Below are 25,734 nucleotides of genomic sequence, written 5' to 3' on the forward strand. Positions count from 1 at the left end.
CGGGCGCGACGGTGACCTCGGCGCGGTCGCGCTCGACGGCGCGCACGGTCGCGGCGGCCACGGCGCCGGGGGTGCGGGTGGTGGCCCGCGGCACGTGGACGCCGGCACCGGCGAACATCCCGCCGTCGCGGACCGGTCCGGGGTACACGGCGGAGACACCGATTCCCATGGGCCGCAGGTCCTCCCGGAGCCCGAGCGCGAACCCGCGAATCCCGAACTTGGTGGCGTTGTACAGGGCCATCCGGCCGGACGCGGCCTTTCCCGACAGTGAGGACATGAACACGATGTGCCCCCGACCGCGCTCGGCCATGCCGTCCGCGACCAGCCGTGCGAGCACGATGGGTGCGCGCAGGTTCACGTCCAGCGCGCGGTCGATCTCGGCGATCGAGTACTCCGCGACCAGACCCGACGCGGGCAACCCGGCATTGGCGACCAGTACGTCCACCGGGCCTGCCGCGTCGAGGAGCCGGTGCGGCGCATCGGGTTCCGACAGGTCGGCCGCGACGACGGCGGCGCCGAACCGCGCAGCGAGGCCGGCCAGCGCGTCGGGGCGACGTCCCGTCACCGTCAGCCTGGCCCCGCGGGCGGCGAACGCGGCTGTCAACGCCTCCCCGATGCCGCCGGAGGCCCCCGTCACCAACACGTGTGCGTCGCGCAGCTCCATGTCGGCGAGCCTACGCGTACGCAGCTGCGTCCGGGCCCGCCCGGGCCGGGAAGGATAGGTGGATCACTCATGGACACAGAACGATTCGGAGGCGCCGACCTCGACGTGGTCGTGGTGGGTGCCGGCTTCGGCGGGATCGGCGCCGCGATCGAGTTCAAGCGGCTCGGCTTCGAGCGGCTGGCGATACTCGAGCGAGAGGACGATCTCGGCGGCACCTGGCATGTGAACCGCTACCCCGGTCTCACGGTGGACGTTCCGTCCACCACCTTCTCCTACTGGTTCGAACCCAACCCGGACTGGTCCGGGCTGTACGCCCGCGGGCCGGAACTCAAGGAGTACGCCACCCGCGTGGCGGACAAGTACGACGTGCGGCGGCATATGCGGTTCGGCGTCAGCGTCGACGGCGCGCGGTGGGACGAGGACGAGGGGGTCTGGCACGTCACGCTCTCCGGTGGGGAGGTGCTGCGCACCCGGTTCCTGGTGTGCGCCACGGGTTTCCTCTCCCAGCCGGCCACCCCCGACATACCCGGCATCGAGGACTTCGCCGGCACCGTCGTGCACACGGCGCGGTGGGATGACTCCGTGGCCTTCGCCGGGCGCCGGGCGGCAGTGATCGGCACGGGATCGACCGCGGTGCAGGTGATCCCGGAACTCGCCACGGAGGTCGCGGAGCTCACGGTATACCAGCGCACGCCGATCTGGGTGATGCCGAAGCTGGACCTGCGGTTCCCGCCCGCGGTGCGGCGACTGTTCGCGCGGGTGCCGGTGACGCAGCGCGCGGTGCGGCTCGCGACCGATTCGTTCATGGAGTTCCTCATGGTGGTGGCCATGTGGCGGTACCGGACGTTCCGCCGTCTGAACGTCTCTGCGGCACAGGCGGCCTGGGTGCATCGCTTCCTGTCCGTCCGCGACCGGCGGCTGCGGGCGGCGCTCACCCCGTCGTACGATTACGGCTGCAAGCGCCCGACGGTGTCGAACGGCTACTACCGCGCGCTGGGCCGCCCGAACGTCCACCTCGAGACGTCCGGCATCGAGCGCATCGAGGCGGACGCCGTGGTGACCCGGGACGGTGGCCGGCGCGAGATCGACACCCTGGTCCTGGCCACCGGATTCGACGTGTGGAAGACGAACCTACCCGCCATCGAGGTGATCGGCCGCGACGGCCGCAATCTCGGGAAGTGGTGGCGCGACACGCGATTCCAGGCCTATGAGGGCGTCTCGGTGCCCGGTTTCCCCAACTTCTTGACGCTGGCCAGCCCGTACGCATGGGTGGGGCTGTCGTGGTTCAACACGGTGGAGTACCAGCAGCGGCACATCCGGCGCCTGTTCGGCGAGGTGGCCCGCACCGGTGGCGGCGGGTTCGAGGTGACCGCGGAAGCCAACGCCCGGTTCCTGGCGCGCATGGAGGACCTGTTGGGGGACTCGGTGTTCCGGCTGGGGAACTGCGCATCGTCGAACTCGTACTGGATCAACGGCCGCGGCGAGGCGCCGCTGTTCCGTCCCACGTCGGTGCGCGACGCCGTGCGGACGCAGGACCGGTTCCCGCTGACCGACTACACCTTCCGCTGACCCTGGGCACCGAACCGTCGATCCCGCGACCCGACATGTGCACCGAATCGTCGGCGAACGACCGACGGGAGGGTGCACATGTTGCGACAGCGGATCAGCGGTTCGGTGCTTCGTCGACGGAAGGGTGCACAGGTTGAGGTGGTGGATCGACGGAAGGGTGCACAGGTTCACCAGGGGGACGGCCGATAGTCCTTGAGGAAGCAGCCGTACAGGTCGATCCCGTTCTCGCCCTGCACGATCGGGTCGTACACGCGCGCGGCGCCATCGACCAGGTCGAGCGGTGCGCGGAAGCCCTCCTCGGCGAGGCGCATCTTGGTGTAGTGCGGACGCTCGTCGGTGATCCACCCGGTGTCCACCGCCGTCATCAGGATCCCGGTGCCGAACATCTCTTCGCTGGAGGTGCGCGTGAGCATGTTCAGCGCGGCCTTGGCCATGTTGGTGTGCGGGTGGCCGGGCCCCTTATACGCACGCGAGAACTGGCCCTCCATCGCCGACACGTTGACGACGTACTTGCGTCGCGCGGGCGACGCCTCGAGCGCGGGCCGCAGCTTGGACAGCAGGATGAAGGGGGCGACCGAGTTGCACAGCTGCACCTCGAGCAGCTCGAGCGGCTCGATGCGCTCCACGGTCTGCACCCACGAATTGGTGCGCACCAGGTCGGGCAGGAGGCCGCCCGCATCGATCGCGGAACCGTCGGCGATGCGTGCCGCCGACGCGGAGCCACCGCGGAGGGCCAGCGCGGTGAGCGCGGCGGCATGGGTCGCGTCGTCGCCGTGGTCCGAGAGGGCCTCGGACAGCGCCGCCGGATGGGCGGCACTCGCACGGCCGAAGGTGACGATGCGGGCCGCCAGCTCGGGCGGGACGTCGGCCGACTCGGCGGCGGCGAGCGCCGAGTAGGCGCCGGGGGAGCGACGCACCGTCTGCGCCGCGTTGTTGACGATGATGTCGAGGTGCCCCCGCTCGGCGACGGTGTCGGCCAGCGCCACCACCTGCGCCGGGTCACGCAGGTCGATGCCCACGATGTGCAGCCGGTCCAGCCAGTCGGCGCTGTCGGCGAGCGCGGCGAACCGGCGGGCCGCGTCGACGGGGAATCGCGTCGTGATCGTGAGGTCGGCACCGTCGCGCAGCAGGCGCAGCGCGATGTACATGCCGATCTTCGCCCGCCCGCCGGTGAGCAGCGCGCGGCGGCCGCGCAGGTCGCAGCGGGCGTCGCGTTTGGCGTGGCTCATCGCCGCGCACTCGGGGCACAGCTGGTGGTAGAACGCGTCGACGCGCGTGTACAGCTGCTTGCAGATGTAGCAGTTCCGGGGGCGGGTCAGCTCGCCTGCCGACTCACCGACCGTGGGGGTGCTCAACAGGATGCCCGCGGTCTCGTCGTCGATCCGATCGGCCGACCCGGTGGCCGTGCGTTCCATGACGGCTTCATCGGCGGCGCGCACGGCGGCACGCGCCGCACGTCGGCGCGTGCGCTTGGCCTTCTTGAACATGTGTCCCACGGCGCGCTGGACCTCGATCGACTGGGGGTCCTTCTCGTCGAGATCCGCAGCGGCGGCGAGCACCCGGTGGAAGACGGCGAGCTCGTCGGGGTCGATCGGTGCGGGCATGGGTCCTTCCAATATCGGGCCGACGGTGGGCGGTGCGCCCGCTCGAACCGATTGTCGCACGTCGGGTTGGGGCCTACTGCTACCGCGCGTGGTGGGCCCGACCGATACGCTGGTCCCTGCTGAACACGTCTCGCGAGCTCGACCTCGATTCAACGGGCTCCACTAGCCATGGGGGATCGACATTAATTATCAAGCAGCGCAGCGGGTCCGGTCTTCCTCCTGCCTCCGGAGACTGTGCGCGGCGGTGGGCGTCACCGTCACCGCCGTCGCCTTGTGCTCCGCGAACGCGGGCGCCGCGCAGGCCGCGACCACACTCACTGTGCCGTTCCCCATCTTCTACATCGGGCCGCAGGCCCCGCCGACATCGACGTACACGGTCGACAGCCTGCCCACGGGCGGGGCGCCCACCGTGGTCGTGGTCGGGGGTGCGGGCGATACCGACTCCACCGAGGGCATCACACGGTTCGGGTCGCTGTTCCCGGCGGGCGCGGGCATCGTGACGATCGACTACCCGGCCACGGTCGGCGCCGGCTACCCGGGGTTCGTCTTCGGCAACGGGGCGTACACCTACGATCAGTCGCTCGACGCCGGGACCTCTGCCACCGAGGCCGCCATCGAGTCCGTTTCGGGACAGCCGACCGAGGTGGTCGGGTACTCGTTGGGGGCGCCCATCGCCGAGGACGCGGTGCTCGACCTCGCCGCGGACGGGGACCCCCTCACGAACGTCACCGTCGTGACCTACGGTGACCCCGACACGCCGAACACCGGGCTCGTCGACTGGGCGCCGGCGTTCACCCCGGGCGTGCCGAGCACGCCGGTAGACGTCGCCGGCATGCCGGTCCAGACCACGATCTACGACATCAACGACGACACCTTCGGCGCCAACCTGTCGAGCAACCCGGCCGTGGCGGCGTTCTACCTGGTGCCGGGCCTGTACGTCCACTCCTATCTGTACACGGCCAGCGACCTGACGGCGCTCGAGGCCACCGGGACCACCACGACGACCACGATCGGACCGAACACCACGCTGGTGGTCCTGCAGCCGATGCTCGACGGCCAGGAGGAGAACCCGTGGGTCTACGCCGTCCAGTCGATCGCGGTCCAGGTGGGGCTGCCCGCACCGACCGGTGTGGTGGTGGACACCATCAACGAAGCACTCAACGCGGCCGTACCGTTCGGTGAGGCGGGACAGCCGACCACAGTTCTCGGCGTCACGATCCCCTCGGTGAACACGCTCACCCAACCGTTGGCGGGCATCGTGCCCGCACAGCTCTCGCTGCCGGCCGTGAGCCTGCCGACTGCGACGTCGCCGACGGTGACGCTCCCCAGCGCCACGCTGCCGACTGCCTCCAGTGTCTCCGTTCCGGCGCTGTCGGCGGCCGACGTCGCGGTCCCGAAGGCGACGCAATCCGCTACGGCCGCGACGCGCGTGTCCACGCAGACGACATCGGTCACCGACGCGGACACGGCATCGGCAGCACCCGTCGGCCATGGGCGGCACCGGTCCGGCGCGTCGACGTCGGCCTCTGCCGCGGTCTCGACGGAGACGGGCAGCGACGGAGCCTCCACCTCGCAGGCCGACACGAACGACACCGGCACCGGCGTGCACCACGGCTGGTCCGGTCGCGGCGACTCCACGGGAGGAGCGGCCGCGTCGTCCTCGGGCGCGAGCGGTTCCACCGGGTCCTCGATGTCGGGCGGCGGGACCGCGAGCACGGGGGCAACGGGTAGTGGGGCAGCGGGCGGCGGGTCCGCCGGTGCTGGTCACGGGGGCTTCGGCGGCGGCCACGGCGGTGCGGGCTCCCACTAGCAGCGGCCTTTCGCCGCTGGGGCGGCATGGCGTGCGGACGGTCGTGCTGTACTCATCGGGTGTCCACTATCCAGATCTGTGTCATGGGAGTGTCCGGTTCGGGCAAGACGACGGTCGGGTCCGAGTTGGCCGTGAGGCTCGGCCGGACCTTCACCGACGGCGATGACCTCCATCCCCAGGCGAACCGTGACAAGATGGCCGCCGGCCATCCGCTGACCGACGACGACCGGTGGCCGTGGCTCGACACGATCGCGCACCTGTTCGCGGACGAGGCGGAGGCCGGGCGACCCATCGTGCTCGCCTGTTCGGCGCTCAAGCGGGTGTACCGCGATCGGATCCGTTCGGCCGGCGCGAACGTCTACTTCGTGCTGCTCACCGGAACCCCGGAGCTTCTCCTGCAGCGGATGCAGGCGCGCCAGGGCCACTTCATGAAGGCGGACATGCTCGCGTCGCAGCTCGCTATCCTCGAGCCGCTCGAGCGGGACGAGTTCGGGGTGATGGTGAATGTGGACGGCGACATCCCGCACGTGGTCACCGAGGCGCTCGCCGACGTGGCCGCGGAGGAGGCGGTCGACTGATCGCGCCCGCGACGTCCACCGATCGCCCCGGCGATATGCACGCCTACGCGATGCCTCCGCAGGAATCGCTCGCCGGGCGACCCGCGAACCGGTCCGCCAGCCACGCGGCTGCGGTGGCGACGTCACCGTCCTCGACGTGGCCGCCGGGACGGACGCGCTCGGTCACCGTCACACCCGCGACGCAGAGGCTTCGGACCGCGCTCGCTGTCCACGCCGGCGTGACGAGCGTGTCTCCCGTCCCCCGCTCGACGAACAGCGGCACGGCCCGGTTCGCCTGCCGTGGTAGCTGGTTCCGGTCGAAGTAGGCGGCCATCGCCGCGCGCGCCGCGCCCGTCGGGTGCACGTCTGCCGGAGTGACGCCCGCGAGCAGGGCGGCGGTCTGCGTGTCGGTGGTGGTCGCGGTGCAGGCGAGCAACGCGCGGTCGTTGCGCAGCAGCGGCCCGGCGAGCACCTGGTCCGTGCGCAGGGTGGGGTCGACGGCCTGCACGCCCCGCACCAGCAGCGGCGAGATCGCATACTGCGGCGTCGTGAGGGCGCCGTGGTCGATCGCGGACATGACGTCGAGCCGCAGTGCGGGGGAGGTCATCGCGTTCCCGATGAGGCGGATCTCCGGAGTCCGCGCCGGGGCGAGTTCGGTGGCGGCCTCCGTGGCGCGGCCGCCCTGGGAGACGCCGTAGAGCGCCGTCTGCGGCGCCAGCGGCAGGCCGAGCGACCGCGCAGCGCGGACCGAGCCGAGGACGTCGAGGCCCTGGGCGGTCGAGTCGAGATACGGGTGCACGCCCGGGCCGCCGAGGCCCTGGTAGTCGCTCATGACCACGGCCCAGTGCTGCGCGACGAGGCCCGCGACGGCCGGCAGGTTGCCGAACATGTCCGGCGACAGCGTCGGCGCGCAGCCGTGTGTGACACCCGTCGTACCGTGCCCGTACGCCACGAGCGGCCAGCCGCCCGCAGGTGGGGCCCCCTTGGGTACGTACACGGCGCCGGAGACGGCGATCGGCGCACCCGACGGCGTGTACGACGTGTACGAGACGTCCGTGACCGTCGCGGCCGCGGCGAGCCGCGAGTCGACGTGCGTGCCCGGCCCCGACGTCAGCAGCGCTCCCAGCCGGCCCACCGACGGTCGCGCTCCCGCGGAGGCGGTCCCGCCGCAGCCGGCGAGCACCGCGGCGGCGAGCACGGCGGCGGCGATCGGGGCGAGGAGACCACGCAGCGTGAGCGACATGGGACGAGGATACAAATCACGGGTGATCGTCGATGCGATCGCGGTGCGCGGAGTCGAGCCGGAAGCGGCGCCCCGACGCCGTGGTCGGCGTGATGACGACGACCTCGTACTTGGGGAAGTCGAGACTGGTCGCGAGACCGTTCACGGTGGCGGCGGCCAGGGCGCCGTCGTCGCGGACATGGGTAGCCGTTCCCCGGACGACCACACTCCAGGCGGACTGAGCGAGGTCGTCGGCTCCGTCGATCTCGAACACGACGGCGGGGTTCGCCTGCAGCGCCCGGAGTTTGGTACCCGGTGAGGTGAGGAAGGTGACCTGGTCGCCGGTGGCCTGGTAATCCACCGGGAAGATCTCCGCCTCCCCGTCGACGACGACTACCAGCCGTCCTCGGGTGTGCGCTCTGACGGTCTCCCACACTTCGGATTCGGTCATCTCGGTAATCGGGCGTTCGCGCAGCATCGTCGTACCCCTTCTGCACCGTCTGGTGCGTGTCACTCCGGTCGCTGTCTCCAGGTTTCCGTGCGGGTGTCTCCGTACCCAGGGGACGACGGCCCCCGACCACAGGTCCTTATGCCCTACCGACGGTCGCATCGCGGGCGAAGCATCGATGACGTGCTCCAGCGTCGCCCTGAGCGCGGCCCCTCGAGACAAGGCAGATGCAATGAACACGGCTACAACAACATTGGTCGTCGCCACAGTCATCGTCGTGCTAGTGGTGGCATCCGCGATCCGCGTGGTGACCCGATACCAGCGCGGATCACCCGCGACAACGTGAGCGTGGACATATCGGCGGTCGCGTACTTCCGCATCGTGGATGCGGAACGCTCGGTGGTCGCGATCGAAACGTGCACGCGGCGATCGATCAGATCGCGCAGACCACGCTCCGGAAGGTGGTCGGCAAGCACACTCTCGACCAGGCGCTGGCGGATACCGACGTGATCAACGCGGACATCCGTCGGATCCTGGACGCCACGACTGTGCAGTGGGGTGTGGAGGTGACGCTGGTAGAGCAGTCGCGCAATCTGCAGACCCTCGTCGAACTCGGCGTCGACAAGAACACGACCGTGGTATCGCCTGCGCCCCTGATGTCCACGATCTCCGACATGGGGAACGTGTTCAACCGCGAGACGGCCGCTGCGGCCGGGGTGCCAGACGGGCGTGTGGACACCGAACGCCAAGCGGGATAGCGGGATTCGGCGTCCGGGTTCGCCGGCGTCAGCGACGACTTCCGGCCGCCGGCAGCGGATGCCCACGATGCCCCGATGCGCCGCCCCCACCGTAGCGCCGACCACACAGGATCTACGACCATTCCAGAAACGAAGGAGAAATCGTGCGCGCCATGGTGTATCACGCTCCCGGCGAGACGAGGTGGGAGCACGTGACCGATCCGGTGATCGAGCAGTCCACCGATGCGATCGTGCAGGTGGGTGCAGTGACGATCTGCGGCACCGACCTGCACATCCTCGAGGTCGGTGTCCTCAACGGGCGCGTGCGGCCCGGGTCGACCGTGGTCGTCGTCGGCGTGGGACCGATAGGGCTCGCCGCGATCATGACCGCCCGCTTGTACAGTCCCGGCCATATCGTCGCGGTCGACCGTGACCAGTCGAGGCTGGCAGCGGCTCACGGCGCCGGTGCGGACACCGTCGTCCACGTCGGTCGCGAGGACGTAGACTCGGTCGTCGGACACCTCACCGGCGGATTGGGGCCGACGTCGCCATCGAGGCGGTCGGACGCAGGCTGCGCACAGAGTGCTGCGACCACCGCGTTCACGATCCCGTTCGCCGCCCACGACGCGCCGAACGCCAGCGAGCCGGGACCGTCCATCCCCGCGGCGAACAGCCCGACTGCGACGGCCGGCCGCTACCCATGCCGACGCAGACGGCCTCGATCAACGCCGCGACACAGCCCGATGCAGGCCGGGGTGAAGACCGTCATCTCGACCATGGCCGGTGCACCGAACGTGGCTGCGTGAATCGGTCCGAACAGCGTGACCATCGACGGGACGACGATCCGGTCGCGCCGCGCAGGGTGGCGATCAGACCGGTCATGGCCGCACCGACTCACGAGTGTCGTAGCGCGCGAGGAACATCTCTTCGAGCGTCGGCGGCCGGCAGGTCACCGAGGTCGGCTCGGCGGTCGCAACTGCAGCCAGTGCCGCCGGGAGTGAAGGGATGTCGACGGTGAACGTCATGCGATCCGCGGTCATGAAGAAGTCTCGTACGCCGGGGATCGCATCGAGTCGCAAGGGCTGAGTGACGACGGCGTCGATTCGGGTCCGGGCGTGTCGGCGCATGTCGGCCAGGCTGCCGTTGTCGACGGTGACTCCGTTCTTGACGACGGTCACGGTGTCCGCGAGATGTTCGACCTCGGACAGGTTGTGACTCGACAGCAGCACCGCGGTGCCGTCGTTGCGTGCTTCGGCGATGCACTTCGCGAACTGTTCCTCCATCAGTGGATCGAGCCCTGAGGTCGGTTCGTCGAAGATGAGGAGGTCGACCGGGGTGACCAGTGCGGAGATCAGCGCGACCTTTTGACGGTTGCCCTTGCTGTAGGTCCGGCACTTGCGGTGTGGGTCGAGCTCGAACCGCTCGATCAGCTCGGTCCGGCGGACGTCGTCCACCCGTCCCCGGAGCCGGCCGATCAGATCGATCGTCTCGCCACCCGTGAGCGACGGCCATAGCGTGACGTCACCGGGGACGTAGCCGATCCGGCGATGGATCCTCGGCCCATCGCGCCACGGGTCCCCACCGAGGACGGACACGGATCCGCCCGATCGGCGCAGCAGGCCCAGGAACACTCGGATGGCAGTGGACATCCCCGCACCGTTGGGGCCGATCAACGCATGGACATCGCCGGCCGCGACGTCCAGATCCACGCCGTCGAGAGCGGCGACGTGCCCGAAGTGTTTGCGCAGCCCGCGAGCCTCGATCACATTGTTCGCCATGTGGTTCAGGCTATTTCGTCGACTCGTGGAGCCGTAGGGCCGGAAGTCCTCAGTCGGCGGAGGCGGACGGCATCGGGGCGGACCACACCAGGCGTGTGCCGCCCACTGCAGGGCTGCTGACGTCGAAGGTCCCACCGACGGCGCGGGCGCGGTCGGCAAGGCCGACGAGACCGCTGCGGGCGGCGATGTCGGGGATCCCGACCCCGTCGTCGACCACCTCCACGACCAGATCGTCGACCACCGACACCGTGACCGTCAGCACTCTGGCGTGCGCGTGCCGGACCGCGTTGCTGACCGCCTCCCGTACAACGGCCTCTGCGTGTTCGGCGATGTCCTCCGGCACCACATCGAGCGGTCCCGACGTTCGAACCGTGGCGCGCAGCGACGTGTCTGCGGTCAGCTCGGCTACCGCTTCGCGGACGATGCTGCGCAGCGACGCGTCTTCGGGGCCGAGCCGGTGCAGGTCGAAGATCGCGGTGCGGATCTCCTGGATCACGTCCTGCAGCTGGTCGATGTGGTTGTCGATGCGGGCGGCGACCTCGGGCATCCGCACCGCGCGGCGGTGGGTGCCCTGCATCGCCAGGCCGACGGCGAACAGCCGCTGAATGACGTGGTCGTGCAGGTCTCTGGCGATCCGGTCTCGATCGGCGACCAGTTCGAGCTCGTTGCGCCCAGCGCGCGCCTCCGCCTGCTCGAGCGCCAGCGCCGCCTGGTCGGCGAACGATGCCGCCGGATCGGTCTGGTCGTCATCGAATGCGGGACGGCCGATGTCACGCGCAAGCACCAGCACCCCGAGCGTCGCGTTGCGACCGCGCAGGGGTAGCACCAGCGCCGGGCCGGTGTCCGTTCCCAGGTCTTGCCACAGCCTGCCGACGTTGGCGGCGACACCGGCTTCGAACACCTTGCCGGCGGTGGAGCCTGTCAGAGGGATCGGCTGGTCGAGGAGTCGCTCGACCTGTGTTCCCACTCCGGCAGTGATGGACAGTTCCACCGGATCGTCGTCGAACTGGTCGGGGACCGCGATCAGTGCCAGGTCCGCGTCGACCAGTTCGGCGGCGTGTGCGGCCACCAGGTGCAGCGCTTCGCGGGGGTCGTCGCTGGTGAGCAGGCTGGTACGGACCTCGCCGGTGGCCTCGAGCCAGCGCTGCCGCAGACGCGCCTGGGTATACAGACGGGCGTTGTCAATGGCGATACCCGCCGCGCTGGCGAGAGCGCGCACTACGACTTCGTCATCCTCGGTGAATTCGTGACCGCCGCTCTTCTCGGTGAGGTACAGCCGGCCGAACACCTCGCCGCGGACCTGCACCGGGACACCGAGGAACGTCTTCATGGGTGGATGGTGGGGCGGGAATCCGGCGGACGCCGGGTGCGCCGAGATGTCCGTCAGCCGCAGCGGCCTCGCCTCGTCGATCACCACCCCGAGTACCCCGTGGCCGGTGGGCAGCGGCCCGATCAACTCACGGGTGGCGTCATCGATACCGTCGTAGACGAACTCGGTGAGCATGCCGTCGGGGCCGAGGACCCCCAGCGCTCCGTAGCGGGCGTCGAGTAGATCGGCGGCGGCCCGCACGATCCGGCGGAGTGTCACGTCGAGGTCGAGGCCAGAACTCACCGCGATGACCGCATCGAGGAGGGCATCGACGCGGTTCCGTGCGCCTGCGACGATCGCCGCGATCCGTTCGCGGATCTCCCGCAGGAGCTCGTCCAGCCCGAGGTGCTCGAGGTCACGCGTCACATCGATGGACGGCAGGTCATCGCCGGGTCCGGCGGTCATGGGTTGAAGTGTCGCACGATCCGGTCCGCCGCACATCACTCCTCGGACCCCGACGATCGCCGTATGGATACACGCGCGCCGTTCAGTGAGTGGTGCTGTTGCGGGCGACCAGCACCGGGCACGGTGCCCGGTGGATCAGGGTACGGCTGACCGATCCGAACAGCAGTCCGGTGAGGTCGCCGTGGCCTCGGCTCCCGACGACGACCAGTTGTGCGCCGGCGGCGTGGTGGAGCAGGCTGTCCGTCGCATCGTCGACGGCGACGATCTCGTGCACCCGCACGTCGGGGTACTTGTCCCGCCACCCCGTGAGACGGGCCGAGAGCAGCGCGTCCTGCTCGGCGTCCTCGGTTGCTCCGGCCCGCGAACGAGGACGCGCAGCGTCGCTCGGGCGACCGACGCCGGCGTGGACCACAGTGAGTGCCACGCGACGTCGGGACGCCTCGTCGAACGCCCACCCGATCGCGGTCTCGCTGCCCCTGCCGTCATCGACGCCGACCACGACCGGGCCGGTGCGCGGCACGGTGGTCGTCGCATCCCCGCCCCGAATCACCGCGACCGGGCTGTGGCCGTTGGTCACCAGCGCCGATGCCACCGTGCCCAGTAGGACGGAGCCGATGGTGCCGAGGCCGGTGGCACCGACCACGGTCAGGTATGCGTCTCGGCTCAGCGCGATCAACTCCGCAGACGGTGATCCCGCCTTCTCCGACACCGCGGTCGAGACCGACGGGTGGCGCTCCCCAACCCGCCGCTCCGCTTCGGCGAGCAGATCCCGACTGGACTTCTCGATGGCGGCGAACGCGCTGTCCGAGGCCTCCATGAACGGTCCGTAAGCGAAGCCCCTCAGGTCCGCGACCGTGGCCAGCATGAGCGGCAGACTCCGACTCTGTGCCTCATCGGCGGCCCAGTCGGCCGCCTCCAACGCGGCCACGGAGCCGTCGACACAGACGAGAATGTACGGAATGGTCGCTTGATCGGTCATGGGAGTGCTCCGGTCTCGAAAGTGGGACTGTGCTGCCTGCGACTTCCACGGTATGACCACGCCACCGACGTCACACGGGCCGAAAGTCCCTGATAGACGGGGAACTTCGTCTCTTCTACGCCCCGATGTGAGTCGGCTGCGGTGTCCGGCTCGTCAATGTCGCGCGAGGGGACGGCGTCCGAGTCGGCGGGTGTGATGTGGGTCGAATGCGATCGCCCAGGTCGAGCACGATTACGATCCCCTTGCCGGGCGCCGTACATCGAGATCCCACCAGTGCACGAAGTCACCCGAACCCCAGATACGCCACCGGCGCAGTGCGTCCACACCGGTCAGCGGGAGCTGCTGCATTGCTCGGATCTCTTTGTAGCGCACACGGTTCGTACGTCGCAGAGGGCCGCGCTGATCTGGTTCATGATTCTCCGGGCGCGAGCGCGCCGATCAATTCCTCCCACGTTCCCGGGCGACCAGCACCGGGCACGGCGCGTGGTGGATCAACGCGCGGCTGACCGACCCGAACAGTATCCCCGTCATCTCGCCGTGGCCACGGCTACCGACGACGACCAGTTGCGCGTCAGCAGTGTGCTCGAGGAGTACGTCGGTCGCCTTACCGGCCGCGATGACCCGTCGCACCGCGACATCGGGGTACTTCTCCTGCCAGCCGGCGAGGCGCTCCGCGAGAAGCTCGCGATGCTCCTCCTCCTCGGCACGGGTGTCGACCCCGGCTGCCACTGCGTACACGTGTGCCGCTCCCGTCGGATATGCGGTCCACACGTGGACGGCGGTCAAAGTCGCTCCGCGCCGGCACGCCTCGTCGAAGGCCCAGGCGATCGCGGTCTCGCCGTCCTCGTTGCCGTCGACACCGAGCACCACTGGTCCGGTGGTGGGGATGTTCTCGGCCTTCCCGGCGCGGCGGATCACCGCGACGGGGCTGTGCCCGTCGGTCACCATTGCCGACGCCACCGTTCCCAGCAGCACCGAACTGAACCCGCCGAGGCCGTTCGCACCGACCACTGTCAGGTGCGCGTCCCGGCTCAGCGTGATCAGCTCCGCGGCCGGGGCGCCGGTCTTCTGGATGGTCGACATCCGCACCGATGGATAGTTCGTCGTGACCCGCTCCTCGGCTGCGGCGAGCACCTCCCGCCCCCACTTCTCCATGCTGGCATACACGGAGTTCGAGACACCGAAAGCGGGTCCGTACTCCGTACCACTCGTCTCGATGACGTTGGCGAGCAGCAGGGGCAGGCCGCGCTTCCGCGCCTCGTCGGCGGCCCAGCCGACCGCATGCAGAGCAGCTGGTGAGCCGTCGACTCCGGCCAGGATGTACGGGGTGATCGCTTGGTTGGTCATGAGGTTCTCCAGTGCATACGAGGGTGGCCCACCGGCCTGACCTACTTCACGGTAGGACGCCCTGCCGCGCTCCACACCTGCCGAAAGTCCCCGATCGACGGGGACTTCCGTCCGATGGCGCGTGGCGTACCGCCACAGCTCCCGCTGTGTCGCTATCCGGCCGGCCCGGCGTACCACATCACGGAATCAGCACGGCCGCTCCGGCGAAGCTGCCGCTCTCGAGATCCGCGAGCGCTTGATCGGCATCCGCGAGCGCGTAGCTGGTGGTCTCCACCCGCAGCCGGTGCTCCGCTGCGAACCGGAGGAACTCCCTCGCATCGCCGCGCGTATTGGCTTCGACGCTGTGGATCTGCTTCTCGTGGAAGAGATGTCGTTGATAGTTCAACGGCGGAGTGTCGGTCATATGTATGCCGGCGAGCGCCAGCGTTCCGCCCGAGTCGAGCGCTTCGAGCGCGGTCGGCACGATGTCGCCGACCGGCGCGAAGACGATCGCCGAATCCAGCGGCTCGGGCGGCTTCTGGTAGGTGTCGTGCACCGATGCGGCGCCCAGGTCGAGCGCGAGATCACGGGCCTGTTGATCGCGGGTCATCACGTGCACGGTCGCCCCCTGTAGCAATGCGACCTGTGCGACGAGATGAGCGCTGCCTCCGAAGCCGTAGATTCCCAGCCGTCCGCCTGCCGGTAACGCGGCACGCTTCAGGGCGCGGTACCCGATGATGCCCGCGCACAGCAGTGGCGCCAGGTGTTCGGGGGAGTAGCCGGTCGGCAGCGCGAGCACGTAGTCGGCTGCGGCGATGACGTGTTCCGCATACCCACCGTCATGATCCCATCCCGTGTATTCGGATTGCTTACAGAGGTTTTCGGCATCGCTGAGGCAGTACTTGCATGTGCCGCAGGTGTGCCGGAGCCAAGGGACACCGACGAGATCGGCCGGCTGGACCGGGCTGTCGGTGTCCGGTCCGATCTCGACGACGCGACCCACGATCTCGTGACCGGGGGTGACGTGCTCGCGGTGCACAGGCAGGTCGCCTTCGACCACGTGCAGATCGGTCCGGCACACGCCGCACGCGTCGACCTCGATCAACAGCTCGCCTCGGCGTGGATGCGGCCTGGACTCCTCGACCAGTTCCAACGGTCGCGACGCGATAGGCGCCGGCCGGGTCGTTCGCCACCTACGCATGATCATCACCAGGCTCTCGGGATTTCGATCGACTCGCTACCGCCCGCCATCGGATCGGCGGCTGACACGAGGCTACACCGGATCGTATTACGTTTGGACACAACAATTCCGACCTGAAACAGAAGCACATAGGTCCCGAAGACTCGGGACCGACGACCCGACATCCGACGCAGTCGCCGACGACGCCGAGGAAGGTCACGAACCCGCGCGGATCGCCGCAGCGAAGGCCGCCCTCCGCGCTCGGTCACGACCGTTGTCGACGAACACGAGGTCACCCGCACCGGAGCGGTCCGCTCCTGACCGAGAACCACCAGGCGGCGCGCGGCGCCTCGTCGCGGTCGGTCCCCTGCGGCCTCAGTGGCGGACATGAGTTCAAGCCCCCGGATGTCGTTCTGGCCGACCACGGTGAGGTCCTCCCCTCCGTGGTCCGATGTTGTACTTCGGGTAGGTCTACTCCGTGTTCGGTGATCCACCGGTGGTGGCGCAGGTGCGCGTCCGCCATCAGTTCACGGACCGGCGCCGCACGCTCGGCGAGGTCGGGTGCCGCAGGGTCCTGGCGGTCGGCGTCCGCGGCCGGGCGCTGTCGAGTGCTGTCGGGGGCGATCATCACACGGCTCGATGCGTCGGGTGGTTGCGCGCGATCAGGACGGGACACGGGGCGTGATGGATCAGCATGCGGCTGACGGATCCGAACACCGCCCCGGCGACCTCACCGCGGCCTCGGCTGCCGACCACGACCAGTTGCGCGTCGGCGGTGTGATCGAGCAGGACGTCCGAGGCGCTGCCGGACACCATCATCGGTCGCACCCGCACATCGGGATACTTCTCCCCCCAACCGGCGAGACGTTCGGTGAGCAGCGCACGATGCTCGACCTCCTCTGCGTCGTAGTCGATCCCGCTCGCGAGCGCGTACGACTGGGCGTAGGCGTTCGGGTACGCGGTCCACGCGTGTATCGCGGTGAGAACCGCGCTGCGGCGGGATGCCTCGTCGAATGCCCACGCGATCGCCGGCTCGCTGAACTCGCTACCGTCGACGCCGAGCACCACCGGTCCGGTGCGCGGTATCGCACCGATCTCGCCCGCACCGCGGATCACCGCGACCGGGCTGTGCCCGTTCGTCACGAGCGCGAGTGCCACCGTCCCCAACAGGATCGAGCTGAAACCACCCAGCCCCGTCGCACCGACGACCGTCAAATACGCGTCGCAGCTCAATTCGATCAGCGCCGGGGCAGGCGAGCCGGTCTTCTCCACGGCGCGCGTGGAGACGGACGGGTGCCGTTTCGCCACCCGCTGCTCGGCGGCGGCGAGCGCCTCCCGCCCGAACGTCTCGGGGGTGGCGAAGGTGCTGTCGGACGTACCGACAGCAGCTCGGTGCGCGAGATCTCCCGGATCGACGACGTTCGCGAGCACCAACGGCAAGCCGCGCCTGTGTGCCTCGTCCGCGGCCCAGTTCACCGCCCGCAGAGCGGCAGGCGAGCCGTCCACGCCGACCAGGATGTACGGGGTGATCGCTTGATTGGTCATGGGAGTCTCCAGTTCGCCGGCGGTCCGCGTCGTCGCGAGGCGGGCCGTTCCCACCTGTGACTTCGACGCTAGGCGGGCCACACGCCCCGCGCGCCTGCCGAAAGTCCTTGATCTCGAGCGACATCAACACCGGATCCGGGCCGTTCGAGGTGACGAAAGTCCTCTGCGCGGAGGCGGTCCGGCCCTAGGTCGGGCGCCGCTCCGAAGGGCACAGTCGTCACATACGCCATCGCAGAACGGCAGGGCACCTCGCCCCCCGCCCCTCAGACAGGACCGGTGATGACCGTGCTTCCTACCAATGTCGCCCTCGCGCTGGGAGCGGGGTTGTACATGCTTGCCGCCATCCACGGCGCGATGTTCATCACCGACACGGTCGGCTCGCCTCTGCTTCGGCGCCGCCCGGAGGCCGACGACCCCGACGGCCGCCGGATGCGCACGTCACGGAGAGCGAGTTACCGGGCCGGACTGACCCACCTCGTTCTCACCACGGCGACCGTATACGCCGCGTGGCTCACCGTGCACCGGCCGACCCTTCCGGTCCTCGGACTCGTCCTCGCCCTCGGAGTGGTCTCCGCTGTCGAGCCGGGTATCCGCCTCGCAGAGAGCGCGGCCGGTGCCCGGCGTCTGCGTATGGGAGCGGTCACCGTAGCCGTGCTGTTGAGCATCATCCCGACCCAGATACTGATGACCGCCGCAACGGGAGCACTCCGATGATCACCACCCAACTGGCCCGCGAACTGCACTGGTGGCGGGTTGCACACCTGGGCACCAGCAGACTCGTCCGGCCGATCGACCGCGTCGAATCGGCCCTGCAGACCGGGCTCGTCGTCGCGTCCGTGACCATCGTCCCGCTCGTGATCGTGGCCGCCCAGAGCATCTACACCGACTACGACCGCCCCCACGATCACGGGGAGGCCGTCGTCGCGACGGTATTCGCGGTCATCGCTATGACGGGCGTCGTGGCTGCTGTCTACGGATTCCTCGCCGATACCGTCGGCGCCGTCGCCGACAACGTCCGTAACCGCGCCTGGGACAAGGACTGGACCCGGATGAACTCGGTCACCACCGAATGAGACCCGCTGCGGTGACAGCGGATTCAGCGACAAGGAGAACCCACATGCCCACCACAGACACCGCCGCCTTGTCCGTCGACCAGGCGTGGGAACGACTGAGCCGCGAGAACATCGGCCGACTCGTCACCCTGATCAGCGGTGGCGTGATCGATGTGTACCCGATCAACTACGTCTGCCGGGGCCACACCATCCTCATCCGCACCCACCCCGGCATGAAGCTTGCGACGCTGGCGGTGTTCCCGGACGTCGTGTTCGAGGTCGACCATCACGCGCCGGGACAGGCGGCGTGGAGCGTCGTCGTCCGGGCGACGGCGCGGATCGTCACGGACAGCCGCGCGGTGACCGCGGCCGACGGCCTGGGCCTGCACCCGCTGGTCGACGGCGACGCGGACGAGATCGTCGTCCTGGTCCCGACGGCCCTGACGGCCCGGGAGTTCCCCACCCGAGAGATCGCCGAGGAGACCCGATGAGCACGTACACACTGCCCGGCGATCAGGCGTGGGACAAGCTCCGCCATGCATCCCTGGGCCGCATCGTGACGACCGCACCGGACGGCACCATCGAGGTGTTCCCGGTGACCTACGCGATCTACGCCGGGGAGATCCTCATCCGCACCCGATTGGGCACCAAGTTCCGCAACCTCGCCAGGCACCCCGACACGGTCTTCGAAGTCGACGGCTGCGACGACGACACCCACACCGCGTGGAGCGTCGTCGTCCACGCCGACGCACGGCTGGAACCGACCGCCGCGGTTCGGAGGCATGCCGACGCCGCGCACCCCGGGCCGGTGGTCGACATCGAGGCCGCCGAACTCGTCGTACTCGCGCCGTACCGCCTGTCCGCCCGCCGGTATCACCTACGCTGAATGCGCCTCGGAAGACTCGAGATACGCGAAAACCCCGGAATGACCCGGGGTTTTCGTCGATCTGTGCGCGGAGGGGGACTTGAACCCCCACGTCCGTTAATAGGACACTAGCACCTCAAGCTAGCGCGTCTGCCATTCCGCCACCCGCGCCGGGAAGCGTGGATAACCCTAATCCATTCGCGCCCGTCGTCCCAAATCGGCACGTCAGGGGCACGATCGGCACTCCGGGGACGGTGGCGGCGGGGCGGGTGTGGCCTGCATCCGCGGGTGCCCGCGTGATAGTCCTGTACAGGTGACCTCCGCCGATTCCTCCGCTGCGCCCGAACCCTCAGCGCCCACCGTGGCCGTCCTGGAGGTGGTCGACACCGTCAGCACGCTGATCCGGTTCGACACCTCGAACACCGGTGAGTCGGCCACCACGAAGGGCGAGGAGGAGTGCGCCCGCTGGGTGCAGGCCCGCCTCGAGGAGGTGGGCTACGAGACCGTCTACGTCGAGTCGGGCCAGCCCGGCCGCGGCAACGTCTTCGCCACACTGCCCGGTGCGGACCGGACGCGCGGGAAGCTGCTGGTGCACGGGCACCTCGACGTGGTGCCCGCAGAGGCGGCCGACTGGAGCGTGCACCCGTTCTCGGGGGCGGTCGAGAACGGCTACGTGTGGGGCCGCGGCGCCGTCGACATGAAGGACATGTGCGGCATCATGCTGGCGCTGGCCCGGCAGCTGCGCTCGTCCGGCACCGTTCCTCCACGGGACATCGTGTGGGCCTTCCTCGCCGATGAGGAGGCGGGCGGGACCTGGGGCTCGCAGTGGCTCGTGGCCAACCGCCCCGAGCTCTTCGACGGGGTGACCGAGGCGATCGGCGAGGTGGGCGGGTTCTCGCTCACCGTCGACACGCCCGCTGGTGACAAGAAGCGGCTGTACCTGGTGGAGACCGCCGAGAAGGGCCTCGGCTGGATGCGGCTGACCGCCAAGGGAAGAGCCGGGCACGGCTCGTTCCTGCATGAGGACAACGCCGTCACGCTGATCTCCGAGGCGGTCGCCCGGCTCGGCCGGCACCGGTTCCCCCTGGTGCTCACCGAGTCGGTGACCGAGTTCCTGCGGGCGCTCGACGAGGAGTCCACACTCGACATCTCGCCCGATCAGCCGGACCTCGAGACCGTGCTCGGTAAGATCGGGGGACTGGCCCGCATCGTGGGCGCCACGCTGCGCGACACCGCCAACCCCACCATGCTCAAGGCCGGGTACAAGGCCAACGTGATCCCGCAGACCGCGGAGGCGGTGGTGGACTGCCGGGTGCTGCCGGGGCGCCAGGCGGCGTTCGAGAAGACCGTCGACGAGTTGATCGGTCCGGACGTGACGCGCGAGTGGATCACCAAGCTCGACTCGTACGAGACCACCTTCGACGGCGACCTGGTGGACGCCATGAACTCCGCGATCCTGGCGCACGACCCGGGGGCACGGACGGTGCCCTACATGCTCTCGGGCGGAACGGACGCGAAGGCGTTCGCCAAGTTGGGGATTCGCTGCTTCGGTTTCGCGCCGCTCAAGCTGCCCGAGGATCTCGACTTCGCCTCGCTGTTCCATGGCGTCGACGAACGGGTACCAGTGGACGCGCTAGTGTTCGGGACGAACGTCTTCGAGCACTTCCTGATGCACAGTTAGACACCTCGAACGGAAGGGAACACCCATGCCCGATCAGAGCTTCGACCCGTATGCAGGGCTGCCCGCGCTGCCCACCTTCACCGTGACGTCCGAGTCGTTCACCGACGGTGGCGAGATCCCGTCCGCGCAGCGCAGCGGCATCATGGGCGCGGGCGGGCAGGACGAATCGCCGCAGCTGTCCTGGTCCGGCTTCCCTGCGGGGACCAAGTCGTTCGCCGTGACCTGCTACGACCCCGATGCGCCCACTGCGTCCGGGTTCTGGCACTGGGCGGTGGCGAACATCCCGGCGTCGGTCACGTCGCTCGCCGCCGGCGCCGGTGACGGCCGGCCGGGCTCGCTACCCGACGGCGCCCTGACCCTCGGCAACGACGCCAGCCTCCGGCGGTACGTCGGCTCGGCCCCGCCCGCCGGCCACGGCCCACACCGGTACTACTTCGTGGTGCACGCGCTCGGGGTCGAGAAGCTGGATCTGCCCGAGACGGCGACGCCCGCCTACCTCGGCTTCAATCTGTTCGGGGCGGCGATCGGGCGGGGGACCCTGCTGGGGATCTACGAGCAGAAGTAGGTTCTCCGGCCGTCGGTGCTACGCCGCGCGCACCTCCGGTCGAGGTCGTGAGGCCGCGCCGGGTCGGTGCACCACCAGGTAGCGCGAGCGCGTCGCGACGCCGGCGAGATCGAGCGCCGTCACCGCGCGGCGACGTCGACGCCGACGGCGTCGGCCACCGAGCTGAAGCCGTCCGCGCGCAGGAGCGCCGCGAGCTCGCGGTGCGCGGCCGCCACCCACAACGGACCGCCGTAGATGAACTGCGTGTACACCTGGACCAGCGAGGCGCCGGCGCGGATCCGCTCGTAGATCCCGGCTGCGTCCTCGACGCCGCCCACGGAGATCAACGTCAGCCGGCCGCCGACGCGCGCGCGCAGCCGGCGCAGCACCTGGAGCGAGCGCTCGGCGACCGGCGGGCCGGACACGCCGCCCGCACCGAACCCTGCGACCAGCGCAGGATCGGTGACCAGACCGTCGCGGCTGACGGTGGTGTTGGTGGCGACGATGCCGGTCAGGCCCAGCTCGACCGCGAGGTCGGCCACGGCGTCGACATCCTCGTCGGACAGGTCCGGGGCGATCTTCACCAGCACGGGGACGGTGACGGTGTCGAGTACCGCCGCCAGCACGGGGCGCAGGCTGTCGACGGCCTGCAGGTCACGCAGCCCGGGCGTGTTGGGGGACGACACGTTGACCACGACGAAGTCGGCCAGCGGACCGAGCAGCATGGCGCTCGCCCGGTAGTCCTCGGGGGCGTCCTCGAGGGCGGTGACCTTGGTCTTGCCGATGTTCGCGCCGATCGGCACCGCCGCGCTGCCGGGTGCCCGCTTGCGCAGCTCGTTGGCCGCGGCTCCGGACCCGTAGTTGTTGAAGCCCATCCGATTGATCAGCGCGTGGTCGGCGGGCAGGCGGAACATCCGCGGAGCCGGGTTGCCCGGCTGCGGATACGCGGTGACGGTGCCGACCTCGGCGAAGCCGAATCCCATCGCACCCCACGCGTTCACGGCGCGAGCGTTCTTGTCGAAGCCCGCCGCCAGCCCCACCGGCGCCGGGAAGTCGACACCGAACACCGTCTGCCGCAGCACCGGATCGCGGTAGGCACACACCCGGCGGACCACGTCCCGGAGGGGTCCGACCGCGGTCACCCCGCGGATCAGCCCGAACACCCAGTGGTGGATCCGTTCCGGGGGGACTCGGAACAGGATCCGCAGCAGGAGCTGGTACATATCGGCTACACACCCCTCGTGGTGCTCGGCTCGGGCAGCATGCTGGTGGTCTTGGTACGGCGGCGGCGCAGCAGGATCCGGCGCGAACCGTCGGTGTAGAGGCGGACCCGCGAGAGTTCCCACCCGCCGAACTCGGCCTCGATCTGCAGGCGCATAGTGGCGGTCACCCGCGACACCTCGCGTGGTAGCCGCAGCGGCAGGAAATCGTACTCGGGCTCGGCGCCGCGGCGCCCACCCGGACGGGACGCGCCGTCACCGTCGGACTTCGTGTCGCTCACGGGCTGCCTCCTAGCGGGTCGGGATCGCCTGCACGCCACCACCCGCGGCCGACAGCACGAAGACCGTGCCGTCCCGGGGATCCACGGCGACTGCGTCCGGCTCGGCGACGGTGGCCTTACGCTGCTTCTCGACGGGTTCACCCGACGACAACGCGTAGCCCACCACCTGGTTCGTTCCGGTCGTGGTGACCCACGCCAGCTTGGCGGCGTCGTCGTAGTCTACGGCGTACGGCGCGCCGGGCACCGGGTAGAGGAACCGCTCCATGAACGGTGACGCCGTGAACCCGATGATCTGGTTGTGGCCGGTGTCCACCGCCACGACCCGCCCATAGGGGTCGATCTCCGCGTTGGTGATGCCCCGCCCGACTCGTAGCGCGTCGCCGAGCTTCCCAGCCGTGGTGTCGACCACCGTGAGAGTCGCCTGCCGGCGGTCGACGGCGAGGACGTCCTCGCCATGCACCAGGAGTCGGCTCGCCTCCACGAGCCCTGAGATCGTCCGGGGGGTCTTCCCGCCCAGTTCCTCGATCCGGCCGTCCGCGAGGCCCACGAGGGTGTCCACGCCGTTCTTGCCCTGGTAGGGAACGGCGGTGAGCGCGTCGCCGTCGACGTCCGTGACGCGCGCGGCACCGTCGGCGGTGATCCGGATGATCGCGCCCTTCGCCGCCACGAGGAATCCGCCGCCCGTCGCCACGACCGCACGGCCCGGGGCGTGCGTGTCCAGCGGCACGGCGGCCTTCTGCCGCAGGCCACCGTCGACCGAGTACAGCAGGACCTCGTTCTGCGTGACGGCTGCGAGGGTGCGCGACTGTGTGTCGAACGCGAGCGCCACACCCGGCGGCGCCGCCACCACCTGCCCGACGGGCGTGGCGGTGACGGGGGCGGTCGCGGGGCTGGCCGGCACGATCGTCGGCTTCCGGCTTTCGGGGGTGCTCGACGAGCAGCCGGCGACGGCCACGGTGGCGACGGCGGCGGCGACCAGCGCCCGGATCGGGAGGGAGGCGGTCGAGCGCCGGCGGCGGAGCCGCGTGCGGGGTGAGACAGGCATGATGGTCACGAAACTACCGGCCGCCGCGGACCCGGTACCGTGCCCGGGTGACTTATGCACGTTTTGTGACGGTGTCGCCCGTATCGGCCCGGGATCGGACCACCGCTGGGCGGTGGCGCGCCTGATGGATATGACCTGGCTGCAGGCCATCGTCCTCGGGTCGGTGCAGGGGCTGACCGAATTCCTGCCGGTGAGCTCGTCCGGGCACCTGCGGATCGTGTCCGCGATCTGGTTCGGGCACGACGCAGGGGCCTCGTTCACCGCCGTCACGCAGCTCGGGACCGAGGCCGCGGTGCTGATCTACTTCCTGCGCGACATCGTGCGGATCGTTCTGGCGTGGTTCCGGGGTCTCGCGCGTCCCGCCGAGCGTGGGCCCGACTATCGCATCGGCTGGTACGTGATCATCGGCACCGTCCCGATCGGCGTGCTCGGCTTCGTGTTCAAGGACCAGATCCGCAGCGGTGCGCGGAACCTGTGGCTGGTCGCCACGATGCTCATCGTGTTCGCGCTGGTGATCGCCGCCGCCGAGCACCTCGGGAGCAAGCGCCGCCCGCTCGCGCAGCTGACCGTGCGGGACGGCGTCGCGATGGGGCTCGCCCAGAGCCTCGCGCTGATCCCCGGCGTCTCGCGATCGGGCGCCACGTCGTCGGCGGGCCTGTTCCTCGGGCTGGAGCGGCCGGCCGCCGTGCGGCTGTCGTTCCTGCTCGCGATCCCGGCGGTCACGGCGTCGGGGCTGTTCAGCCTGCCCGACGCGTTCACGTCCGACGGCGGGGGGCTGCAGGCGGCCGGGGTGCAGCTGCTCGTGGCGACGGTGATCGCGTTCGTGGTGGGGTACGCGTCGATCGCGTGGCTGCTGGGCTTCGTGTCCAAGCACTCGCTGTACTGGTTCGTGGGCTACCGGATCGTGGTCGGCGTCGTCGTACTCGGCCTGCTCGCCGGCGGGGTGGTCAGCGCGACGTGACCGGGTCCCGGACGATCCCGGCCGCTGCGCTGTGCAGGGCGGCGGTGCCCGCCGCGGTCGCGGGTAGCCTCGCCGTGCCCCGCCGGTAGGCGAGCAGGGTTCGGCGCCGGACGGTGATCGGGGTGAATCGCACTCCGACCGGCGGGGCGAACGCCGCGGTCTCGGGCACCAGGGCGACACCCTGCCCGGCCGCCACGAGCGCGAGCACGGCGGCGTAGTCGTCCGTGTGGTGTCGGATTCGCGGTGCGAATCCGGCTGTCTCGCAGGTCCGGATCGTCACCTCGTGGCAGAGCGTGCCCGATGTCCCGGACACCCAGTCGGCGTCGGCCGCTGCGGCGGTCGTGATCGGTGCATCGCTATGGGCGGGGGCCGCTAGTAGCACCGCCTCGTCGAACAGCGGCTCGGTCTGGAGCGACCGATCGCGCCCGGCCGGGAGGCCGTCGTACTCGTGCAGCAGCGCGAGGTCGAGCCGGCCTGCCCGCAGCGCGCCGGGGGCGGTGGCCGGATCGATCTCGGTGACGCTGACGCGGAGCCCGGGGTGTTCCCGGCTCAGCGCGACGAGCGCCGGTGTGACCAGGGCTCGCATCGCGGTGGGGTAGGCGCCGATCCGCAGCTGACCGGCGATCGCGCCGGTGTCTGCGCGCAGGTCGGCCGCCGCCTGCTCGAGCTGCTCGAACACCGCCTCGGCGTGCTCCACAAGCCGGTGCGCGGCCGATGTCAGCCGCACGCTGCGGCCTGTCCGCTCGAGCAGCGGGACGCTCGCCTCGCGCTCCAGTGTCGCGAGCTGCTGGGAGACGGCAGACGGTGTGTACGAGAGCGCGTCGGCGACGGCCGCGATGGTTCCGCGGTGCGCGAGTTCGCGGAGCAGCATCAGCCGTCGCACGTCGAGCAT

At 70.0% G+C, this 25,734-nt stretch carries 25 protein-coding genes, 1 tRNA gene and 1 pseudogene; 12 read left to right on the top strand and 15 right to left on the bottom strand.

Annotated elements, in window-relative coordinates:
• On the bottom strand, positions 1 to 664 hold a 664-nt coding region (locus ABD908_RS12325; protein WP_344995862.1), incomplete at its 3' end, for an SDR family NAD(P)-dependent oxidoreductase.
• A 69-nt stretch (positions 665 to 733) separates the two neighbouring features.
• Here ABD908_RS12325 and ABD908_RS12330 point away from each other — a divergent pair.
• Positions 734 to 2,233 carry a flavin-containing monooxygenase gene (locus tag ABD908_RS12330; protein ID WP_344995867.1) on the top strand — a complete coding sequence of 500 codons (1,500 nt, stop codon included), beginning with the start codon at positions 734 to 736 and terminating at the stop codon, positions 2,231 to 2,233.
• Positions 2,234 to 2,400: 167 nt separating this feature from the next.
• Here the strand turns inward: ABD908_RS12330 and ABD908_RS12335 are convergent, their stop codons facing one another.
• Positions 2,401 to 3,837 carry an SDR family oxidoreductase gene (locus ABD908_RS12335; protein WP_344995870.1) on the bottom strand — a complete coding sequence of 479 codons (1,437 nt, stop codon included), beginning with the start codon at positions 3,835 to 3,837 and terminating at the stop codon, positions 2,401 to 2,403.
• A 244-nt stretch (positions 3,838 to 4,081) separates the two neighbouring features.
• Between ABD908_RS12335 and ABD908_RS12340 the strand changes: the two genes are divergently transcribed.
• On the top strand, positions 4,082 to 5,647 hold the full coding sequence (locus ABD908_RS12340) for an alpha/beta hydrolase family protein (protein ID WP_344995873.1): 1,566 nt from the start codon (positions 4,082 to 4,084) through the stop codon (positions 5,645 to 5,647).
• A 59-nt stretch (positions 5,648 to 5,706) separates the two neighbouring features.
• Positions 5,707 to 6,225, top strand: a complete 519-nt coding sequence (locus ABD908_RS12345) for a gluconokinase (protein WP_344995876.1) — start codon at positions 5,707 to 5,709, stop codon at positions 6,223 to 6,225.
• A 43-nt stretch (positions 6,226 to 6,268) separates the two neighbouring features.
• On the opposite strand, the gene ABD908_RS12350 is transcribed toward ABD908_RS12345, so the two are convergent.
• Positions 6,269 to 7,447 (bottom strand): lipase family protein, encoded by a 1,179-nt coding sequence (locus ABD908_RS12350; protein ID WP_344995879.1) that lies wholly within the window; start codon positions 7,445 to 7,447, stop codon positions 6,269 to 6,271.
• 16 nt (positions 7,448 to 7,463) lie between these two features.
• On the bottom strand, positions 7,464 to 7,877 hold the full coding sequence (locus ABD908_RS12355; protein ID WP_344995882.1) for a pyridoxamine 5'-phosphate oxidase family protein: 414 nt from the start codon (positions 7,875 to 7,877) through the stop codon (positions 7,464 to 7,466).
• A gap of 324 nt (positions 7,878 to 8,201) precedes the next feature.
• Here ABD908_RS12355 and ABD908_RS12360 point away from each other — a divergent pair.
• Positions 8,202 to 8,593 (top strand): annotated as a pseudogene (locus tag ABD908_RS12360) (SPFH domain-containing protein); the annotation flags it as partial.
• A gap of 182 nt (positions 8,594 to 8,775) precedes the next feature.
• On the top strand, positions 8,776 to 9,417 hold the full coding sequence (locus tag ABD908_RS12365) for an MDR/zinc-dependent alcohol dehydrogenase-like family protein (protein ID WP_385920926.1): 642 nt from the start codon (positions 8,776 to 8,778) through the stop codon (positions 9,415 to 9,417).
• Positions 9,418 to 9,489: 72 nt separating this feature from the next.
• Here the strand turns inward: ABD908_RS12365 and ABD908_RS12370 are convergent, their stop codons facing one another.
• The 6 genes from ABD908_RS12370 to ABD908_RS12395 all read right to left on the bottom strand — a co-directional run bounded on the left by ABD908_RS12370 (position 9,490) and on the right by ABD908_RS12395 (position 17,193).
• Positions 9,490 to 10,389, bottom strand: coding sequence for an ABC transporter ATP-binding protein (locus ABD908_RS12370; protein ID WP_344995884.1), 900 nt, complete (start codon positions 10,387 to 10,389; stop codon positions 9,490 to 9,492).
• A gap of 49 nt (positions 10,390 to 10,438) precedes the next feature.
• Positions 10,439 to 12,163 carry a GAF domain-containing sensor histidine kinase gene (locus ABD908_RS12375; protein ID WP_344995887.1) on the bottom strand — a complete coding sequence of 575 codons (1,725 nt, stop codon included), beginning with the start codon at positions 12,161 to 12,163 and terminating at the stop codon, positions 10,439 to 10,441.
• Positions 12,164 to 12,245: 82 nt separating this feature from the next.
• Positions 12,246 to 13,142: a universal stress protein gene (locus ABD908_RS12380; RefSeq protein ID WP_344995890.1), complete on the bottom strand. Its 897-nt coding sequence runs from the start codon at positions 13,140 to 13,142 to the stop codon at positions 12,246 to 12,248.
• 438 nt (positions 13,143 to 13,580) lie between these two features.
• Positions 13,581 to 14,489: a universal stress protein gene (locus ABD908_RS12385; RefSeq protein WP_344995893.1), complete on the bottom strand. Its 909-nt coding sequence runs from the start codon at positions 14,487 to 14,489 to the stop codon at positions 13,581 to 13,583.
• A 178-nt stretch (positions 14,490 to 14,667) separates the two neighbouring features.
• A complete protein-coding gene (locus ABD908_RS12390; RefSeq protein WP_344995896.1) occupies positions 14,668 to 15,669 on the bottom strand; it encodes a zinc-binding alcohol dehydrogenase family protein in 1,002 nt (333 codons plus the stop codon).
• Positions 15,670 to 16,275: 606 nt separating this feature from the next.
• Complete coding sequence (locus ABD908_RS12395) at positions 16,276 to 17,193, bottom strand: universal stress protein (protein ID WP_344995899.1); 918 nt, start codon at positions 17,191 to 17,193, stop codon at positions 16,276 to 16,278.
• Between the two features lie 279 nt (positions 17,194 to 17,472).
• Between ABD908_RS12395 and ABD908_RS12400 the strand changes: the two genes are divergently transcribed.
• From ABD908_RS12400 to ABD908_RS12415, 4 genes are read left to right on the top strand one after another with little or no spacing between them, the layout of a single operon-like run.
• A complete protein-coding gene (locus tag ABD908_RS12400) occupies positions 17,473 to 17,907 on the top strand; it encodes a hypothetical protein (RefSeq protein WP_344995902.1) in 435 nt (144 codons plus the stop codon).
• A complete protein-coding gene (locus tag ABD908_RS12405) occupies positions 17,904 to 18,266 on the top strand; it encodes a hypothetical protein (protein ID WP_344995905.1) in 363 nt (120 codons plus the stop codon). Before ABD908_RS12400 ends, ABD908_RS12405 begins: the two co-directional genes overlap by 4 nt.
• A gap of 44 nt (positions 18,267 to 18,310) precedes the next feature.
• Positions 18,311 to 18,736 (top strand): pyridoxamine 5'-phosphate oxidase family protein, encoded by a 426-nt coding sequence (locus ABD908_RS12410; RefSeq protein WP_344995908.1) that lies wholly within the window; start codon positions 18,311 to 18,313, stop codon positions 18,734 to 18,736.
• Complete coding sequence (locus ABD908_RS12415) at positions 18,733 to 19,131, top strand: pyridoxamine 5'-phosphate oxidase family protein (RefSeq protein WP_344995911.1); 399 nt, start codon at positions 18,733 to 18,735, stop codon at positions 19,129 to 19,131. Before ABD908_RS12410 ends, ABD908_RS12415 begins: the two co-directional genes overlap by 4 nt.
• Positions 19,132 to 19,195: 64 nt before the next feature.
• On the opposite strand, the gene ABD908_RS12420 is transcribed toward ABD908_RS12415, so the two are convergent.
• Positions 19,196 to 19,281: transfer RNA gene (locus tag ABD908_RS12420), tRNA-Leu, on the bottom strand.
• A gap of 142 nt (positions 19,282 to 19,423) precedes the next feature.
• On the opposite strand from ABD908_RS12420, the gene ABD908_RS12425 reads away from it, so the two are divergent.
• Both ABD908_RS12425 and ABD908_RS12430 read left to right on the top strand, forming a co-directional pair.
• On the top strand, positions 19,424 to 20,791 hold the full coding sequence (locus tag ABD908_RS12425) for a M20/M25/M40 family metallo-hydrolase (RefSeq protein ID WP_344995914.1): 1,368 nt from the start codon (positions 19,424 to 19,426) through the stop codon (positions 20,789 to 20,791).
• A gap of 25 nt (positions 20,792 to 20,816) precedes the next feature.
• The gene (locus tag ABD908_RS12430) at positions 20,817 to 21,356 is read left to right on the top strand and encodes a YbhB/YbcL family Raf kinase inhibitor-like protein (protein WP_344995916.1); all 540 of its coding nucleotides are present in this window, start codon (positions 20,817 to 20,819) and stop codon (positions 21,354 to 21,356) included.
• A gap of 119 nt (positions 21,357 to 21,475) precedes the next feature.
• Here the strand turns inward: ABD908_RS12430 and ABD908_RS12435 are convergent, their stop codons facing one another.
• From ABD908_RS12435 to ABD908_RS12445, 3 genes are all read right to left on the bottom strand, one after another.
• Entirely contained in the window at positions 21,476 to 22,558 is a 1,083-nt protein-coding gene (locus ABD908_RS12435) for a quinone-dependent dihydroorotate dehydrogenase (RefSeq protein ID WP_344995919.1), read from the bottom strand.
• A 5-nt stretch (positions 22,559 to 22,563) separates the two neighbouring features.
• Positions 22,564 to 22,758 (bottom strand): DUF5703 family protein, encoded by a 195-nt coding sequence (locus ABD908_RS12440; protein WP_344995998.1) that lies wholly within the window; start codon positions 22,756 to 22,758, stop codon positions 22,564 to 22,566.
• Between the two features lie 88 nt (positions 22,759 to 22,846).
• Positions 22,847 to 23,881 carry a YncE family protein gene (locus ABD908_RS12445; protein WP_344995922.1) on the bottom strand — a complete coding sequence of 345 codons (1,035 nt, stop codon included), beginning with the start codon at positions 23,879 to 23,881 and terminating at the stop codon, positions 22,847 to 22,849.
• Between the two features lie 130 nt (positions 23,882 to 24,011).
• On the opposite strand from ABD908_RS12445, the gene ABD908_RS12450 reads away from it, so the two are divergent.
• Positions 24,012 to 24,842, top strand: coding sequence for an undecaprenyl-diphosphate phosphatase (locus ABD908_RS12450; protein WP_344996001.1), 831 nt, complete (start codon positions 24,012 to 24,014; stop codon positions 24,840 to 24,842).
• Here the strand turns inward: ABD908_RS12450 and ABD908_RS12455 are convergent.
• Positions 24,829 to 25,734, bottom strand: coding sequence for a LysR substrate-binding domain-containing protein (locus ABD908_RS12455; RefSeq protein ID WP_344995925.1), 906 nt, complete (start codon positions 25,732 to 25,734; stop codon positions 24,829 to 24,831). The two genes, ABD908_RS12450 and ABD908_RS12455, sit on opposite strands and share 14 nt — an antisense overlap.

Source organism: Tsukamurella soli (assembly GCF_039541155.1).
In the GTDB taxonomy this organism is placed as follows: Bacteria; Actinomycetota; Actinomycetes; order Mycobacteriales; family Mycobacteriaceae; genus Tsukamurella; species Tsukamurella soli.

Coding starts and splice junctions, on each gene's coding strand:
- ABD908_RS12395 (WP_344995899.1), bottom strand. CDS start 17,193: ATGACCAATCAAGCGATCACCCCGTACATCCTGGTCGGCGTGGACGGC.
- ABD908_RS12370 (WP_344995884.1), bottom strand. CDS start 10,389: ATGGCGAACAATGTGATCGAGGCTCGCGGGCTGCGCAAACACTTCGGG.
- ABD908_RS12375 (WP_344995887.1), bottom strand. CDS start 12,163: ATGACCGCCGGACCCGGCGATGACCTGCCGTCCATCGATGTGACGCGT.
- ABD908_RS12435 (WP_344995919.1), bottom strand. CDS start 22,558: ATGTACCAGCTCCTGCTGCGGATCCTGTTCCGAGTCCCCCCGGAACGG.
- ABD908_RS12355 (WP_344995882.1), bottom strand. CDS start 7,877: ATGACCGAATCCGAAGTGTGGGAGACCGTCAGAGCGCACACCCGAGGA.
- ABD908_RS12330 (WP_344995867.1), top strand. CDS start 734: ATGGACACAGAACGATTCGGAGGCGCCGACCTCGACGTGGTCGTGGTG.
- ABD908_RS12390 (WP_344995896.1), bottom strand. CDS start 15,669: ATGCGTAGGTGGCGAACGACCCGGCCGGCGCCTATCGCGTCGCGACCG.
- ABD908_RS12445 (WP_344995922.1), bottom strand. CDS start 23,881: ATGCCTGTCTCACCCCGCACGCGGCTCCGCCGCCGGCGCTCGACCGCC.
- ABD908_RS12410 (WP_344995908.1), top strand. CDS start 18,311: ATGCCCACCACAGACACCGCCGCCTTGTCCGTCGACCAGGCGTGGGAA.
- ABD908_RS12380 (WP_344995890.1), bottom strand. CDS start 13,142: ATGACCGATCAAGCGACCATTCCGTACATTCTCGTCTGTGTCGACGGC.
- ABD908_RS12450 (WP_344996001.1), top strand. CDS start 24,012: ATGACCTGGCTGCAGGCCATCGTCCTCGGGTCGGTGCAGGGGCTGACC.
- ABD908_RS12415 (WP_344995911.1), top strand. CDS start 18,733: ATGAGCACGTACACACTGCCCGGCGATCAGGCGTGGGACAAGCTCCGC.
- ABD908_RS12350 (WP_344995879.1), bottom strand. CDS start 7,447: ATGTCGCTCACGCTGCGTGGTCTCCTCGCCCCGATCGCCGCCGCCGTG.
- ABD908_RS12400 (WP_344995902.1), top strand. CDS start 17,473: ATGACCGTGCTTCCTACCAATGTCGCCCTCGCGCTGGGAGCGGGGTTG.
- ABD908_RS12385 (WP_344995893.1), bottom strand. CDS start 14,489: ATGACCAACCAAGCGATCACCCCGTACATCCTGGCCGGAGTCGACGGC.
- ABD908_RS12455 (WP_344995925.1), bottom strand. CDS start 25,734: ATGCTCGACGTGCGACGGCTGATGCTGCTCCGCGAACTCGCGCACCGC.
- ABD908_RS12335 (WP_344995870.1), bottom strand. CDS start 3,837: ATGCCCGCACCGATCGACCCCGACGAGCTCGCCGTCTTCCACCGGGTG.
- ABD908_RS12430 (WP_344995916.1), top strand. CDS start 20,817: ATGCCCGATCAGAGCTTCGACCCGTATGCAGGGCTGCCCGCGCTGCCC.
- ABD908_RS12405 (WP_344995905.1), top strand. CDS start 17,904: ATGATCACCACCCAACTGGCCCGCGAACTGCACTGGTGGCGGGTTGCA.